General features: G+C 45.0%; 15 protein-coding genes. 7 read left to right on the forward strand and 8 right to left on the reverse strand.

Features of this window, described 5'->3' with window-relative positions; all coding sequences use genetic code 11:
• Positions 1–84: 84 nt before the first annotated feature.
• A complete protein-coding gene (locus J2T16_RS17895) occupies positions 85–1002 on the reverse strand; it encodes a RecB family exonuclease (RefSeq protein ID WP_090917829.1) in 918 nt (305 codons plus the stop codon).
• 717 nt (positions 1003–1719) lie between these two features.
• Here J2T16_RS17895 and J2T16_RS17900 point away from each other — a divergent pair.
• A complete protein-coding gene (locus J2T16_RS17900; RefSeq protein ID WP_499018945.1) occupies positions 1720–2403 on the forward strand; it encodes a serine/threonine protein kinase in 684 nt (227 codons plus the stop codon).
• 146 nt (positions 2404–2549) lie between these two features.
• On the opposite strand, the gene J2T16_RS17905 is transcribed toward J2T16_RS17900, so the two are convergent.
• The gene (locus tag J2T16_RS17905) at positions 2550–3446 is read right to left on the reverse strand and encodes a helix-turn-helix transcriptional regulator (protein WP_499018946.1); all 897 of its coding nucleotides are present in this window, start codon (positions 3444–3446) and stop codon (positions 2550–2552) included.
• A gap of 130 nt (positions 3447–3576) precedes the next feature.
• On the opposite strand from J2T16_RS17905, the gene J2T16_RS17910 reads away from it, so the two are divergent.
• From J2T16_RS17910 to J2T16_RS17920, 3 genes are all read left to right on the forward strand, one after another.
• Positions 3577–4464 (forward strand): sugar phosphate isomerase/epimerase family protein, encoded by an 888-nt coding sequence (locus J2T16_RS17910; RefSeq protein ID WP_154890742.1) that lies wholly within the window; start codon positions 3577–3579, stop codon positions 4462–4464.
• 151 nt (positions 4465–4615) lie between these two features.
• Positions 4616–5683: a Gfo/Idh/MocA family protein gene (locus J2T16_RS17915; protein WP_308722379.1), complete on the forward strand. Its 1068-nt coding sequence runs from the start codon at positions 4616–4618 to the stop codon at positions 5681–5683.
• 22 nt (positions 5684–5705) lie between these two features.
• On the forward strand, positions 5706–6251 hold the full coding sequence (locus J2T16_RS17920) for a GNAT family N-acetyltransferase (RefSeq protein WP_499018947.1): 546 nt from the start codon (positions 5706–5708) through the stop codon (positions 6249–6251).
• Positions 6252–6314: 63 nt separating this feature from the next.
• Here J2T16_RS17920 and J2T16_RS17925 read toward each other — a convergent pair whose 3' ends face one another.
• Entirely contained in the window at positions 6315–7634 is a 1320-nt protein-coding gene (locus J2T16_RS17925) for a glycoside hydrolase family 125 protein (RefSeq protein WP_499018948.1), read from the reverse strand.
• 267 nt (positions 7635–7901) lie between these two features.
• Between J2T16_RS17925 and J2T16_RS17930 the strand changes: the two genes are divergently transcribed.
• Entirely contained in the window at positions 7902–8963 is a 1062-nt protein-coding gene (locus J2T16_RS17930) for a LacI family DNA-binding transcriptional regulator (protein ID WP_308722376.1), read from the forward strand.
• An 81-nt stretch (positions 8964–9044) separates the two neighbouring features.
• Here the strand turns inward: J2T16_RS17930 and J2T16_RS17935 are convergent, their stop codons facing one another.
• From J2T16_RS17935 to J2T16_RS17945, 3 genes are all read right to left on the reverse strand, one after another.
• The gene (locus tag J2T16_RS17935; protein WP_308722375.1) at positions 9045–10682 is read right to left on the reverse strand and encodes a hypothetical protein; all 1638 of its coding nucleotides are present in this window, start codon (positions 10680–10682) and stop codon (positions 9045–9047) included.
• Complete coding sequence (locus J2T16_RS17940; RefSeq protein WP_308722374.1) at positions 10663–11232, reverse strand: RNA polymerase sigma factor; 570 nt, start codon at positions 11230–11232, stop codon at positions 10663–10665. The genes J2T16_RS17935 and J2T16_RS17940 overlap by 20 nt, the downstream gene beginning before the upstream one ends.
• Before the next feature lie 170 nt (positions 11233–11402).
• Positions 11403–11918 (reverse strand): mismatch-specific DNA-glycosylase, encoded by a 516-nt coding sequence (locus J2T16_RS17945; protein ID WP_339836146.1) that lies wholly within the window; start codon positions 11916–11918, stop codon positions 11403–11405.
• Positions 11919–12038: 120 nt separating this feature from the next.
• On the opposite strand from J2T16_RS17945, the gene J2T16_RS17950 reads away from it, so the two are divergent.
• Entirely contained in the window at positions 12039–12959 is a 921-nt protein-coding gene (locus J2T16_RS17950) for an AEC family transporter (RefSeq protein WP_499018986.1), read from the forward strand.
• A 202-nt stretch (positions 12960–13161) separates the two neighbouring features.
• On the forward strand, positions 13162–13347 hold the full coding sequence (locus J2T16_RS17955; protein ID WP_221787721.1) for a hypothetical protein: 186 nt from the start codon (positions 13162–13164) through the stop codon (positions 13345–13347).
• 582 nt (positions 13348–13929) lie between these two features.
• Here J2T16_RS17955 and J2T16_RS17960 read toward each other — a convergent pair.
• Positions 13930–14484, reverse strand: coding sequence for a hypothetical protein (locus J2T16_RS17960; RefSeq protein WP_154959822.1), 555 nt, complete (start codon positions 14482–14484; stop codon positions 13930–13932).
• 1181 nt (positions 14485–15665) lie between these two features.
• Positions 15666–15917: an RNA-binding protein gene (locus J2T16_RS17965; RefSeq protein ID WP_090917806.1), complete on the reverse strand. Its 252-nt coding sequence runs from the start codon at positions 15915–15917 to the stop codon at positions 15666–15668.
• Between the last annotated feature and the right edge of the window lie 168 nt (positions 15918–16085).

Here is a 16085-nt window from a genome sequence, read left to right on the forward strand (position 1 = left end):
ATTCCTCCGGGCACTGCGCTTCTTTTTTTGACATACAGGACGCATATTAGGATGGATTATAGTACAGGTTACGCGCCAAGCTCATTAAACCACTCGTTCACTGCATACCTCACGAAAGTTGCAATCCCGGCATGCACGGTGCGAAGGCATTGGGGTGAAATAGGACATGTCCTTTGGACGGTTGTAATACTCATCGGCCACACAGGAGCGCATTTCCTCGATGTAGCGCCCTACGTTCTCCTCTACTTTGCGAATGTCCTCTTCGGTTGCAGCAAATTCTTTGTGTTTACCAGTCAGCAGATACTCCACCCGAATCTCAATCTGCTCCAGTGGAACCTGGTAGTGCTCTCTTACATAGGAAGCGTATAAAATTAACTGATCGGAGAAGTCATCCTCCTTGCCCGTCTTCCAGTCCACAATGACAATATTGCCGTTGCTGCGTCGATATAATAAGTCCATTTTCACATACACACGCGTATCATGCAGCTGCATCGTATCCCATTTCTCAATCTCCAGAATCGTTGTACTTGCACGGGACAAATCTTCCCACGTCAGCGTCTGATACAAGTTGCCTACACAGGCTCCTGCGCGTTCTTTAATGGTTGCGACCCGGTCGTTCAGTGTATCATCGCCATAATAAATTTCCGACAACATCGTATGATTTTTCGGATTGAGTCGCCATTGCTCCGGATTCATCGACTCTTTGTATGCCTGGTTCAGCAAATCACGTATCGTCTTCTCCAAAAAAACTTCCCGTGGCTTCGGTTTTCCCTCTTCTCTGCTTCGTACTGCCGACTCACACATCCGGTGTGCAAGATCACCAAATACCAGATAAAGATTACTCAGTTGCTTCAGACGATACAAGCGTACCTGCATCTCATCCGCTGATTCTGTTTTCCAGCCGTTATGGGCACCATAATAATGATAATAATATTTGCGCAGGCACTCATCGAACATACTCGCCCGCGACTGCGAATAAGACCACTGCGGGTATTGTGCCATATGATAATCTGCCTTTCTGTATATCGGATCTACTCATACCAATGCTGCGTGCCGTAGGGTGAGTTTGTAGGGACATATTGTAAGCCTAGTCTGTAAAATATAACATGCGAACGTTGCTCTACATGCCCGCCCTTGCATGATACTTAGCTGAGAGATCCATTTATTGCTCACAGTATAAAGCCCTGGCCGTCATGCCGCAACCCGGCTTCCGTTATTTTCTTGTGCGTGCAACCGTTTGAGGAACGATACGTATCGTTTATATAGTTACATCAGGATGAAGGAAAGTACCGCTCGTCTTCATAAAAGGAGAGCATCCCAACTATTGTGAAGCGTTAGAATACAGAGGTTATCTCGTATTGAGGCAAAAGGTTATGACACATAAACGTTAGAATGTTGAGATGAGTTTTCGTCAAAAATCTCTCTGGAGAGGCTAACGATCACCACAGACCTTATTTGCCCATTTTGATGGAGTTTCAAAATCTAACGATCACCAGAGACGCTATTTAGCTGAATTTCAGCTGAAAACGGGATAAAACGGACGAATTAGCCAAAATAGCGTCCCTACGGATCGTTAGAATTTGAACGTGACTGTTTAGGACGAAATAAGCTTTCTCGTGATCGTTAGAAAAAGTTGAATTCGAGCACGAACGGTATTAATCTATTACGTAAATAACTACGGAAAATATGTACAGGCATATCCAAAAGGAGGCGCCACCCATGAAGCAGCCGGATTGGTTCCAGGCAGAAGCAGCATTACAACAAATTCAAGTCATCGGAAGCGATCGGAATGAGCTGGTGAATATCATCGGCGAGGCAGCAGGAGTGAACTGCATTGGTATCGGAACGGATGCGGCTGTATTTACGTATGACCAGCTGCCACAGTATGCCTTCAAAGTGTATTCGGATCATGCTTTAGATAAATTAAATAATGAAAAACAGGTCTACGCCCAGCTTCAGGGCCTACCTTACTTCCCGACGTATTATGGCAGCGGCCGAAATATACTGGTCATCAGTTACGAACCTGGAGACACTTTACTTGAATGTTTGGAAAAAGGAATTCCCGTCCCCGAGCAGGTTATGCTCGATGTAGACGCAGCCCGAGAAGCGGTTCGTCGCCTTGGACTGAATCCACGCGACATCCATCTCAAAAATGTGCTTCTCCAGAATGGACGCGGCAAAGTGCTCGACGTATCGGAGTATATTCAAGAGGGAGACGACCATCGCTGGGAGCATCTCGTGTGGGCCTATCACAACATCTATCCACGTATCAAAGGTACACCTATCTCCCCCCGCATGCTGCAAACGATCAAATGGGCATATAATCAACTGGATCAGGCTAATCTCAAAATGGAAGATCTCTCAAAGAAAGCTAATCGACTGTTCTCCAGGTTTCTGAAATAGACCGCACTGCAGCAAGCGATGAACCCAACCCTTCCCCCAACCACCCGGATTTAGCCGATAATGGGCTAGATCAGGGTGGTTTTTGACTTCACATTCCTTTTCTTCAAGCCTTCTCCCCTTCAACAGTAGCTTCCTGCCCTTCCCACTCACCCTTCCTTCATTCCCCGTGCCTGCGAAGGCGTCATGCCTTTGTACTGCTTGAATAATTTTGTAAAATAGTTCGCATTGTCACATCCCACCTGAGCGGCTATTTCCGTAACTGTGAGGTTGCTACCTTGTAGTAGGCGCTCAGCCTCACTCATTCTGCATCCGTTTACGTATTCTACGAGCGTACGTCCGGTCAGCTTTTTGAACATTTTGCAGAAATGATATACGTTCACCCCCACTTGGCTTGCCGCTTCACCAACCGACAATTTCTCCTGGGGATCAGCCTCAATCTGTGCAATCAACTGTTTGAACCGCTCGCGGTTAGGAAAATACACCGCATTCGCTCGATCCCGCAACTGATGCGGCATAAACGTCCGGGCCATCAGCGTAAACAACGCATGCAGCTTGGACTTCACTACAAGCTGGTACGCCGGAGGTTGCGTCGCCATCTCTTCCACCGCTTCATTTAATAAAGAATAATACCCGGCACAGGTTGCATTCTCTGCGGCTGGTTTGACCGGAAACCGCACACTGCCTTCCAGATAAGGCGCAACATACTGCTCATGCACTGGATCGCTCGCAAAATCCTGGAATAACGCACGATTGACCACAACCGAGTCATAATGCACATCTCCTTCATCCAACGAGTATCCAACATGCAGGGCACCACCCGGAATGATAATAACCTCTCCAGCCTCAATTTCATAAGGTCGGCTATCAATATGAAATACCGCTCTCCCCTTACGCATAATGATCCATTCAAAGTGCTCATGCCAGTGCAGATATAATATACATTCTTCCGTTTTTTTCGCAGAACACCGATTTTGGAACAACTGAAACGGATGGGATTTATGATCAATTCGTGTGTCTTCATGAAGCGCTTTCAAGTCTAACATGGCTTTCTTCCCCCTCACCACAAAATCCGACTAATAAAGCACAAAATTGTTTAGAGCCTTCCCATAGATCCAAGGCTATAATGAGTGTGTCACGAAGTACTATAAGCCAATATTGGAGTGAATTACAACCATGAATCCATCCATTCGTATCGGAACCCTTGTAGGCGGCCATGATGCCGTTCGGGTCATTCCGCAGATTATGCAACATGGCTTCGAATCCTTTAACCTGACGTTCTGGCAAAGCACGGGCAACCTTGATCTGGCAGAAACCGCCAAGCGTGTCCGCGATATCGTTGACGAACAAGGCATCACCATTTCGGCTGTAAGTGTATTTGGTAATCCGCTCACCGGCACAGGGGATAACGCTGACACCTTGGCAAGCTGGGAGCGAGTCATTGACCACGCACAGCTTTTTGGGGCAGATATCGTCTCCGGCTTTACCGGACGTCTGACCAATCAACCGATTGACGAATCGATTCCACGGTTCAAGGAAGTGTTCGGTGAACTGGCGCGACGGGCGGCAGACCGAGGTGTACGCATTGCTTTTGAAAATTGTGATATGGGTGGAACGTGGCAGACCGGCGACTGGAATATCGCTCACAACCCGACCGCTTGGGAAATGATGTTTAATGCCGTTCCTGATGAAAATGTGGGGCTGGAATGGGAACCATGCCACCAGATGGTCAGCTTGATTGACCCGATTCCACAGCTTCGCAAATGGGCTCCGAAAGTGTTCCATGTCCATGGCAAAGACGCAACCATCGCCTGGGATATTGTCAAAGAACATGGTGTGCATGGACCGCATGAATTTGTCTGGCATCGCACCCCAGGCTTTGGGGACAGCAATTGGGCAGATATCATCACCATTTTACGCCAGAACGGCTACCAGGGCACGATCGACATTGAAGGCTGGCATGATCCGGTGTATCGGGACGAACTTGAGATGACCGGGCAAGTGCATGCATTGAATTACTTAAAACATTGCCGTGGGGGCAGCTTTGTGCCCAATCCGGTGTAAAGACATAACGGCATGAAGACTGAAAGACTCAGTTACTCATGTGCCCATAAAATACAAATGCTCGTCACAATCACATGCACTTCTCGCATGGAACAATAACTTATAACATGGATCAATAACATCTATGCATCTATATGAGGGAGTTGAGCACATGACCTACCCTTATCGGGTTATCATCGCAGGTTGCGGGGCAATGGCAAACACTTGGGCGGACTATGCCAAAGAACGACCAGATACGGAAATCGTGGGACTCGTTGATCTCTACGAGGAAGCTTCATCATCTTTTGCCAAGCGACACAATTTATCCTGTCCAACCTTTACTAATATTGGTGATGCCCTTGAAGCTGTCGATGCCAACATCGTATTTGATGTGACCATCCCTTCCAGCCATTATCATATTGCGATGACCGCGCTACAGGCAGGTTGTCACGTCTTTGGCGAAAAACCGCTGGCAGAATCCTTCTCGGACTGTACGGACATTGTGCAAACCGCCCGCAGTACAGGACGTATTCAAGCGGTGATGCAGAACCGCAGGTTCGATCCTCGCATCCGTGCCTATCGGCAGCTCATTTCCAGCGGAACGATTGGACAGCCGGGATATGCAGGAGCGGACTTCTTTATCGGGGCACACTTTGGTGGTTTCCGCGACCTCATGGACAGCCCGCTTTTGCTGGATATGGCGATACATACCTTTGATCAGGCTCGTTATATCCTTGGTGCAGATCCGGTGTCGGTGTACTGTCATGAATTCAACCCTCCAGGTTCCTGGTATAAGGGCAATGCGATGGCAATATGTATTTTCGAGATGTCCGACGGATCTGTGTTCGATTATCGGGGGTCTTGGTGTACCGAGGGCGTGCCTACATCCTGGGAAGCAAACTGGCGCGTGACAGGTGAAAAAGGAACCGCCATCTGGGATGGTCATGACAACATCTATGCTGAAGTGGTCAACACACTCGCACTGGAGGCTGATGGCAAGCCATCTTTCCTCCAGCGCGCTGAACGAATCGAAGCGGAGCTGCCTGTAATGGACAAAACCGGACACCACGGCTGTCTTGAAGAGATGTTTGCTGCACTTGAAGAAAATCGACTGCCCGAAACGGACTGCAGTGACAACCAGTTCAGCATGGCTATGGTGCTCGCCTCCCTTGAAAGCGCACGTACCGGACAAAAGGTACGGATTGCAGATTTATTGAAAACAACAGGTGAGCCATCTTGAATGAGAAAGGAAGTGAGACTTATTGGATAGCGAAAGTGAAATTATTATTTCTCCATTAAATGCGGACTTAGTAGATGATATCCATACGACAAACGAGGATTTTACGTTATTCGGTAAAATCATCCCCAGTTTACAATCTGGACAATGGTCCTATGAAGAAGTTCTTTTTGATGAACCGAAAGAAACTCGTTTTCCGGATGACAACCTGGATTGGGACGAATATATCAACCAGGACGATAAAATGTTGTTTTTAGCGTATATGAATCAGGTTTGTATAGGACAGATTAGAATCATCAAAGATTGGAATCGTTTCTGTTATATTGAAAACATTGCGACGAAAAAAGAGTATAGAGGCAGCGGAGTCGGAAAGCTGCTCTTAAATAAAGCAGAAGAATGGGCAAAACAAAAAAATCTTATTGGAATGTCCCTCGAAGCACAAAATGATAATCTGGGTGCATGCAGATTTTATGTGAAACAGGGCTTCGTACTAGGTGGAGCCGACACACTCAAGCAGTCCTATACCCCTAATATTGATACCACTTTATACTGGTATAAGTTATTCAAGTAACGAAGGCTCCAGCAGCATAAGGAAAACAGCCGTTCCAACATTGGAACGGCTGTTTATATTCACCTACAAAATACGCTTCTTTATCGCTTTGTACACCAATTGCGCAAACAAACTGTTGGACCATGCGAACCATGGGCGTGTATACCTATCCGGATCATCGACATGAAAACCTTCGTGCATATACCCCGTTCCCGCGTCGGTGTTCTCCAGCAAATCAATCATGGCGAGCATCTCCGCGTCATTGTCTGCCGTCAGTCCTTGCATGGATAATGCCATATGCCAGATATACCCTGGAGGCGTGTGCGGGCTACCGATGCCCTTGGCCGCTGTTCCTTCATAGTAATACGGATTTTCTTTACTCAAAATAAAACGCCGTGTATTCTGATACACCACATCATCCACGGAAACATATCCGATATACGGAATCGACATCAGTCCTGGTGTGCCCGCATCATCCATTAGACAGACGTTGCCATACCCGTCCGTTTCATAAGCGTAAATCTGACCATACACCGGATGACGGTAGGTACCATACAGGGCAATGCCGTGCCGGATCTCCTCCTCCAGGCGCGCCATACGGCTCACCAGCTGTTCGTCACGGAACACCCATTTTGCAATCTTCCCCATCTGGCTCAGCGTCACCGCGGCGAACATATTGGACGGAATATTGTAGTGAAAATCACAGGCATCGTCGCTTGGGCGAAAGCCCGACCAGATCATTCCCGTATAGTTTACTGGCATCCCCATTCCCTCGTTACGCAGTGTATCGTGCGCCGGGCAGTTACGCCGCATGAATCGATACGGGGATTGCTCTATATGCCGCTGCTCCGTTTCCCACAGGTGCACGATCTGCTCCATGACCTTTTTAAAACGTTCATCAAAGATGTCTGTAAGCTCAGTCTCACGCCAGTATGTATAAGCCAGCTTCATGGAGAAACACAACGAATCCAGTTCAAACTTCCGTTCCCATACCCAAGGTGACATTTCTGTCTCATCATTCGCGTCCCAGTGCCAGCCATTGGCCGTTTCGTTAAAAGCGTTCGCATAGATGTCTATATCTGCATAGAACGTATGCCGTTTAATCAGCCCACCGATAATCCTTTGCAACTGCGCGTCATGCTTCGCCAGCGGAACGTAATGGGTCACTTGCTCCACCGAATCCCGGAGCCACATGGCGGGGATATCTCCCGTAATAACAAAGGTTGTACCGTCATCTAACAGCTTGGTGGTCGTTTCGAGCGTATTCGGAAAACAATTATGGAACTGAGCCAGCAGCTTCGGTCTGTGCTTCAAATGCTCATCCGCTTCAGCCAAAACATCACGAACAGCTTGGGGTAATTCCAACTCGGGCATCGGAATTTTAGGTAATCTGAACTGATCCATGGGAGTCCTCTCCTTTTTTATAAGTTAGCCCAACTAAAGAGTTTACATCTGCACTCCAATGACAGAATAACCTTTCAATAGGACTATTGTTATTTTTGTTATTATAATTTATAATAACGTTATTATCCTGTAAGTTTACCTGTTCCATGTAAGCACGTCAATTCACAATTAATCAGTTTCCTATTCAATCGGCTACCCATATGACACAAGTCATTTACCTACTGATAAAATCAGGTTTATCCATCTGTACATAAAAGGAGTAATCATATGTCTCGAAAAGTATCGATCCAGACGCTAGCTGACCAGCTGGGGTTATCCAAATATGCCGTGTCCCGCGCACTCAGCGGTAAAACCGGTGTCAGCGAATCTACGCGTGCACGGGTTCTGGAACTTGCCCGTGCACTCGGGTATCGCCAGAATATACCCGGCTCGGCGAGCCATACTGCCAATACCAATAAGGCTCATGCAATCGAACCTCCATTTGTCCTAATATGTATGAATCAGCTTAACCGGGGTGAGCCGCACTATTGGCAGCGTGTGCTGTCAGGCATCATCTCTGGCTGTAACGAGCAAGGCTGGCATCACGTCATTGTGTCACCTTCACTGGACTTACCGGGCAAGGAGATTTCACCTGAAAAAGCCATCGCACCTCATCTCGACTGGACACGTTGTGCCGGAATTATCGTTATGGGCGCTTTTCCGCATACCGTGCTGCAAACGCTGGTACAGACAGGCCACCCCATGATTTTGGTCGATCATCAGGAGCCTTTGCTGAACTGTGATACGATCAGTCATGATAATCTGGAAGCTGGCATTACTGCGGCCAGATATCTCCTGTCGAAGCAATGCAGACGCATCGGTCTGATTACCGATGACGGACGTGCCGCAAGTTTTGCACAGCGTAAGATTGGAATCGAGCTGGCTTTGAATCATTTTTATACCGAGGCAAGGGAAGAAGTGGACTTTCAAGCTTGGAATGTAGCCTATGAAAACGGAGAATGGGTGAACAAGCTCGCTGACACCATCGAGCGACTTCCTGCTGAAGAACGCCCCGATGCGTGGATTGGCGCGAATGACGATATCGCCTTACAATGGATGCACAAACTTCAGCATATGGGATTATCCACGCCTAAGGATTGCTTGGTCATCGGAATTGACAATGTGTACACCGCTGCCACCTCATCTCCCCCGCTGACTACGGTACATTTGTGCAAAGAGGAACTTGGGCAACGAGCCGTCGAGGCTTTGAAGCGTCGAATCGAACGCCTAGGTACACCGAAAGAGACGGTTATGTTATCAACCACATTGATTCCAAGGGATTCGGCTTAATTTTCTATCTACGTCAAAAAAAGAGCCTCGCATTATTAATGATGCAAGGCTCTTTTCTTTATAATTCATAATTGAAGATGTTTATTGATCCCAAGGCATACTTGAATCACTCGCAAGTTTTACTTTCCAGTCCACATCCCCGAAATCACGATGCACCACGGTTCGTTTCAACGTCAATTTCGTCCCCTTATCCTTGTTAAAACCAATAACAATCAGCTTCACTTCATCGATAACATACTGTTCATTCAGATTGGCTGGGTTTCTAGTCCCCATGATCTCAACGGGATACTCCTTCCCTGTTGAGTCCGTTGCGACCCACTCATCACCATAAAACTCATTTTGGAACAAAGCGCTTCCTTCCAGCACAAGAGAAGTTTCATTCCCCGATCCACCCGTTGTTTGGCCATTCGATGACAGTCCACGCTGATAATTAAACCGGTACAATTCGATTTGATCCCCAAGGTGATTAAATGAAGCAAACGTATGGAAGTTGACGTCTTTCTTGGCCTTATCCAGATCAACGTCCATCGTCTGTCCCTCTTTCACAGGTATCGTGTAACCGTCCAGGACAAAGCGAATATTGTCTGCATTCAGTGTCACCAAAGACGGGTCCCACGTCTCCGATATCTTAAGTGGGCCTCCTGAACTCACTTGACTTAAATCTCGATAACGGAATTTGGCCTGTCGCGCATTGGGTCTGCCCCCGTTGAAAATACGATACTCCCCCGTGTCCTTCACTTCAATATGATACAGAATATCCATGTCCCTTGCCCAATCTTCTCCTGCTTTAGCGCGAAGCTCGTCGTTCAGATTCACTTCCAGATCAAGCCGGGTTCCGTTTGGCGTCTGCACCAATTGCGTCATAGCCAGTTCCAGCCCTTCCGGTGTTGTATAGGACGCATTCATCGGGGTTTCTTTGGACATCACTTTTGCTTGGGTCATATCCAGTTTGAACTGAAAGCTCCAGTCTACGGAGACCTTTTTGTCCGTATAGGTTTTGGTATTCACATCATAGCCATAGCCATCTCCTACATCTAAATGCCCGAAATCTCCACGAACCGTGATTTCATCAGGGATGTCTCGATCTAACTGAAACACCAGTTTATTCAAAGAACCATTCCCTTGCCTTGTATCACGCGCAAGCTCAGCAACATTATTCCCCTTTTCATCTGTAATGTGGATATCCTCTACTTTCGAGCCCAGCAGATACATTCCTGTGCCATCAGGTGCCGTTTGCTGTAACATAAGTATAAGTTGGGAACCGTCTACAAGCACATCTTCAATCTTGAGTTGGTACCCCTGATCATCGATATCAATGTTCGGGTTCACGACAAGCCCAAGCGGTTGAAGCCGTTTGTAGTCGTCTGACAAGTTGGCATATCTCAGAACTTTCGGGACGGGAATGTTGGGCAAAGGAGGAATATTTACGGCGTTTACAGGCGGCTGAACTGGCTTTTCCGTTGTTTGATCCCAAGCAGCCCAAGCTCCTCCTGCAATCAGTACCGCAACCGCGGCGGCGATTCCCGTTCGATAAATCCATTTCCTCTTATGCGACTTTTTGGTTTCCCATGGTACCTGCACATCAGGTTCTTCCATAGACACATGATCCAGCTTCTGCATCACTTGTAATGTAAAATCTACATCCGGCCCCTCGCGAAACAGCTCCTCTTCCCACTTGCGATCCTGCTTCTTGTCCTGCTCACTTGAAATAGGCTTCATAGGTCGATAAACCTCCTTTACGTTCCATCTGCTTTCTCAGCATTTTCTTCCCTCGATAGAGTGCATTACGCACTTGTGCGTCACTCATATCTGTAATTGTGGCGATCTCTTCATAGGTCAACTCATTGGTGTATTTCAAGAGCAGTACAAGCTTGTACGTTTCCGGCAACTGTTCAAGCTGAAGATGGATTTCCCGCTTCATCTCCTTGTGTAGCAAGCTTTTCTCTGGTGTGTCTTCACTGACGGATTCGATCTCCTGATCGGCGGTCATCATCGGTTTCTTTTTCCGCATATGATCCCTCATGATGTTCACTGCTATGGTATACACCCAAGCCGAGAAACTGCTGCCTTCTCTACGGGTCGGCATATATCGATAGATCCGAATAAATGTGTCCTGTGCGAGATCCTGCGCATCCGGGTGACTTGCGCCCATTCCGCGTATGATGCCGTAGACTTTATTTTTATATCGATCCACGAGCACGCTGAACAGCTGTTTATCCCCATCTATAATGCGCTGAATCAGTTCCTCCTCTGGTATCAGATGTGTCATGTAATCCCCCTTCTCTACAGCGTCCATGCATGGTTCTGTACTATATAGACGGAAGCTGTTCCCTAAATCTCTCACTTTATCGTCAAAAAAAAGAATCCACCCTCTCCGGCCATCGCCGAACGGGGTGAACTCAAATCTACGAATGATATCGTGAAGTACGCCGATTTTTCCTATTCTGCACCGTTCTTCTCAGCCACAAAATCCGCAAGCTGGGCATAGATTGCCACAATGTCATCCATCGACATGCGTACAAGTCCACTGGATGAAGGCGCAACGAACTCCTGAATCTCTTTCACAACCGGGTCATCCTGAAATCCCCATTCAACTTTGGAGCGTTTGCTGTACTGGGTGTATACACCTTTGCCGACAAAACAAGCGATATCCGGCCGGTATGTTTCCAGCTTTTTCCGCAAAATCTCGCGCCCTTCCGCATACTCTTCCTTCGTAATATCCTCAATGCCTTTCGTTGGACGGGCTACGATATTGGTGAAACCATATCCCAGCTTCAATAGTTCACCATCCTCTGTTGCATCATATAAACGCGGGGTTAACCCGGAACGCTCCAGAATGCGCCAGAAACGATTGCCTTTGTACGCATAATGATGACCAGTCTCTCCCGAGGTAATGCTGGGATTGAATCCAATAAACAAAATCGATAAGCCAGTATCCAGATGATCCGGGATCATAAGGAAACACCTCCTGAACTTTTTTGACCAAATCTCCTTGTAGCTGTGTATAAAATGATATAATGATCGAAGTGTTTTCCGTAAAGAACTGAAATTTTCATGAAAAAGGAAGCTGAACCAATGATTGCAGACATCATGTTAGAAGTCGTCCTGCCCGTCTTTCTCCTGATTGCTGTCGGGTCCTGGATGCAAAAGGTGTTCAAGCTGGACTTGTACACCCTCGCCAAAATCAATTTCTATTGTATTACCCCCGCAGCCGTCTTTATGAGCATGTATCACTCAAATATGTCCGGTGAGCTGCTTGGCACGGTTACGCTTTTTTACGCGATCTATGTACTCATTTTCTATATTATAGGCTCTGTGGTATCCCGCTCGTTCCGTATGAACAAAGGCATGAAAGCCGCCTTCAACAATAGTATCATGCTGGATAACGCAGGCAACTATGGTCTACCGATTAACGCACTGGTATTCCGGGGTGACCCGCTCGCCTCTTCCATTCAGGCACTGGTCATGTCCTTGCAGGCTCTGCTCACCTTCACTTATGGTGTTTTGTCGATCCAAGGTGCGAAACTCAAGGGAAACTACCGCGCAGTCATCATTGGATTTCTGAAAATGCCTGTACCGTATGCGCTCTTGCTAGGGATTTTGTTTCAGGCGTGGAAGCTGCCTTTGCCTACATTTCTGTCCATGCCACTCACCTATGCACAGCAAAGCATGGTTGCCGTTGCACTACTGACACTCGGGGCACAAATCGTGAAATACCCGATTCGCTTATATCGTCTTGATGTGTATATTAGCACATTTTTACGCCTGCTGATTGGTCCGGCAATCGGCATCAGCATTGTGCTGCTGCTCGGACTGGAAGGCATAGCGGCTCAGGCACTCATTATCGCATCGGGCATGCCTACCGGCGTCAACTCTTCCATTCTTGCCGAGGAATATGACAACGAGCCTGATTTTGCAGCCCAGACGGTGCTGATCTCCACTCTACTTAACATTATTACGATTACGGCACTGATTTCGTATGCCAAAACGTTCTAAATAATTAACGTAAGCTTACATCCTTATTAGAGTTAGTGGGCTTTTTTCATTTAGCTTCATTCGTCCCGGTTATAGACATAAAGTCTTAAGGCCATATCATTTCTGATCCAACCTTAGAACTGTTTCGCGCGTCAAAAGGTTACTATTCGTTGTGAAATCCCGTTTCACCTCTGATTTTTTTCTTTGGGGAGGAACTATTGATATGAATAACCCTCTAACTGAAACTGGCAAGGATAAACAGGACAAAGTGAGCTGTAGAGATTACTTAATGTTGGATGAATTAAATCGATTAAGCAGGAAAAAAGCTTTGCTGCAGTACGTTGAAGAACTTCCGGATCTCCCACCTAAAGAAATGGCCAAAAGATTGATGGGTTATAGGTTAAATTGAATATTAGGTTTTCATCGCAGGATTGGGTGAAAGAGGTTGTCAGTATACCATTTATGATTCAGGAGGTTACTTTCAGATACAAAGAAATGAAACTTATTGGAATTTATGGAAAGGAACTGTAGATCAATGGATTTGAACAGTTTCAAGTTCATAAAGGTTATCCATATATAAAAATGAGTGAAAATAAGGGAGGTAATCATCAGATTTTAATATCTAATCTGACTGATGACAACAGAAGTATTCGTTATTGAGTAATCGTTAGTATATGAGTTTCGAGGTAAATGGCCTACCTTATACCAACGTGTCATTGATTCTTATGATTTTATGTATACTCTAAGTATGTGAAGAGTAGACAGAACAAATATCTTAGAAAAACAATTTAAACTATTCTGTCCCATTAATAACAGTCTATTTTTTTACAAGGATAGTCAAATACGAAGCATATCACATTCAACACAATTTTCATCACTTTTTCTGAACATTTTACACTATTAAACATATGTAATATTTGAAAAAATAAGTGAGAGTAAGGCTAGCGTTTTTTGCTCGATAGCCCTACTCTCATTTTCATTATTTTATAGATTATTTAATTTCAACATAATCATATTCTAAATAAGCATACTTCTTAGGGTAAATAACGTCCGTACTGAGTAATACTGAGCTTCCGACATCAGTGCTGTAAGTATATTGAGTAGCTTTGTACATCTGATATACTGGTCGATATCTAATTTTATACTTTTTACCATTAGGTACTTTAATAGAGTAAGAAGCCGTTGTGCTATTGGTTGCTGAGATACTAAAACCTACTGCAGCAGTAATATCATCAACTTTTGCAGTCAGTGTTCCGGAGTAAGTATTGCTCACTGAGACAGTTTTTGAGAGTGTTAATGTTCCTGGTCCGGGGCCGGAAACTCCATCAACCCATGCACCATATGATAAACCTTGGTATCCTTGATTGGTCACGACATTCCAAAGAGCGAGAGTTGTAATCTCTCCTCCCTCTCTCGTAGGAATGTTTTGTAAATTAATTGATTCTGACGTTGCATCTTGACTAGGTACCTCTTGAGCAAAAACAGAAGTTCCTAATGAGAGAGAGAATACAGCTGTTAAAGCAATTACAGTCATTTTTTTCTTCATTTGCTTGCTCCTCACATTATTATATGTCATTATACATATATAACCATAACATTGCTCCTTAATAATTACAATAGTGTAAAAGAAAGGAATTGATAATTTGTTTCTTATTTCTGGATTTGTATGTATTTCTTTTTCTGTCTCTATGTTTTTTATATTGAGGTTACTCTCTAATATTTATCCTATTGGTATTTTGGGGGCTGGTGGAGAAGAAAGTTTAAATTATTTCGCCTTTAAATACACCCTTTTCCCTGTAACTCTATTGATTATTGGTGTTTTACTGGTGCTTACTCAACTGTTCTTAAGCATAAGGGAGAAAAAATCCCGCAATTTCCAAAAGTAGTTTTTAGTCTGTCCATACAAAAATGTTCCAGATAAACAAGAGTTTCACCAATCACAACAAAAAAGTTCAATATAAAAATAACTCTTTCGTGGCCCTATTGAGCTAACGGGAAAGTTAGCTCGACAAGAAATATAAAGGCAGCTGATCAATAGGATTAGCTGCTCTTATTTAAATAATCAAATTTATAATTTATATAATATTATATATTATTATATAAATGTAAAATATAGTTTGGTTGGGTTAGCACTCATGTCAGTTGTTATAGAATCATCTTCTCTGATAATTTCCAGACCCATGGTTAGAGCTTTAATACGAAAAAATGATTTAATTGACTTTCTTTTCAACAAATTATCCCCTCCAATTTTATGTATACACTATCTCCAATTACTTCCCAAAGTAAGTTCTTACAGCAAAAAACTCACATAACGTTAGTGATTCTTCGGTACACACTCTCGTTCCATTTACCATAAATCACTGGTGAGCCACCCGTGATAGGATCCATTCCTAATGTTCATCTCTTCCAAATATGCCTTTTCGGTAATCCGATCAGCCACGAGCTTCCATCCGGTGAATCTATCAAGATCATCATCTTTAGCTGATTGCCTCATTTCTTTAAACAATTTAAAGCATTTCCAAACCATCCTTTCGTCATAAATTGCGGACTTGGATCGATCGCTTTGCATCCCCTGTCTCTCATCATTAAAGTATATCTAATACAAAGAAGTCCAAGCGCAGCGATGAGTCGTTGCACTTGAACTTCTTCTATGATACGCCAATTCAGTTATCGCCTGATACTATCCCAATGGTCTGTCGGCCTTCTTATGAGAAGACTTACGAAAGACTATGATTCAACCGTGGTTCGGTCTGGAAACTTGCCGCCTTCTCTGAACAAACATCTTACCAGCCACTGAGCTGCCTTATTGAAAAAAAAGCTGGGACTGATTCCATCCACTTGCACAGGCTCTAGTTCCTTCACACTTTCCTTGATCTTGTTCATCTCAATGAGTCCCATCTTCCGCTCATTCGGTCCGAATCGATAAATAACCTTTTCATCGTCCTCCGTCTGTTTCACCAGCAAAATCAATGACGCCATACAGGTTACCCCCTCGTTACGTAGTGAGATTCCAATGCTATTCAATCCTCTTATAATTATTACCTAGAATAGAAAGATTAGATATAGGGCTTTGGTTTATTAGACTGATTCCATAATCCCATCTTTGCTACAAAAAAAGAGGCCCTTAGGCCTCCATTTTCATCATAC

Origin of the sequence: Paenibacillus intestini, from assembly GCF_030803945.1 — a bacterium.
GTDB lineage: Bacteria > Bacillota > Bacilli > Paenibacillales > Paenibacillaceae > Paenibacillus > Paenibacillus polysaccharolyticus.

Bases quoted from the DNA above. Each gene is read 5' to 3' on its own strand.
- J2T16_RS17895 (WP_090917829.1), bottom strand. From the start codon at position 1,002: ATGGCACAATACCCGCAGTGGTCTTATTCGCAGTCGCGGGCGAGTATG.
- J2T16_RS17900 (WP_499018945.1), top strand. From the start codon at position 1,720: ATGAAGCAGCCGGATTGGTTCCAGGCAGAAGCAGCATTACAACAAATT.
- J2T16_RS17905 (WP_499018946.1), bottom strand. From the start codon at position 3,446: ATGTTAGACTTGAAAGCGCTTCATGAAGACACACGAATTGATCATAAA.
- J2T16_RS17910 (WP_154890742.1), top strand. From the start codon at position 3,577: ATGAATCCATCCATTCGTATCGGAACCCTTGTAGGCGGCCATGATGCC.
- J2T16_RS17915 (WP_308722379.1), top strand. From the start codon at position 4,616: ATGACCTACCCTTATCGGGTTATCATCGCAGGTTGCGGGGCAATGGCA.
- J2T16_RS17925 (WP_499018948.1), bottom strand. From the start codon at position 7,634: ATGGATCAGTTCAGATTACCTAAAATTCCGATGCCCGAGTTGGAATTA.
- J2T16_RS17930 (WP_308722376.1), top strand. From the start codon at position 7,902: ATGTCTCGAAAAGTATCGATCCAGACGCTAGCTGACCAGCTGGGGTTA.
- J2T16_RS17935 (WP_308722375.1), bottom strand. From the start codon at position 10,682: ATGAAGCCTATTTCAAGTGAGCAGGACAAGAAGCAGGATCGCAAGTGG.
- J2T16_RS17940 (WP_308722374.1), bottom strand. From the start codon at position 11,232: ATGACACATCTGATACCAGAGGAGGAACTGATTCAGCGCATTATAGAT.
- J2T16_RS17945 (WP_339836146.1), bottom strand. From the start codon at position 11,918: ATGATCCCGGATCATCTGGATACTGGCTTATCGATTTTGTTTATTGGA.
- J2T16_RS17950 (WP_499018986.1), top strand. From the start codon at position 12,039: ATGATTGCAGACATCATGTTAGAAGTCGTCCTGCCCGTCTTTCTCCTG.
- J2T16_RS17955 (WP_221787721.1), top strand. From the start codon at position 13,162: ATGAATAACCCTCTAACTGAAACTGGCAAGGATAAACAGGACAAAGTG.
- J2T16_RS17960 (WP_154959822.1), bottom strand. From the start codon at position 14,484: ATGAAGAAAAAAATGACTGTAATTGCTTTAACAGCTGTATTCTCTCTC.
- J2T16_RS17965 (WP_090917806.1), bottom strand. From the start codon at position 15,917: ATGGCGTCATTGATTTTGCTGGTGAAACAGACGGAGGACGATGAAAAG.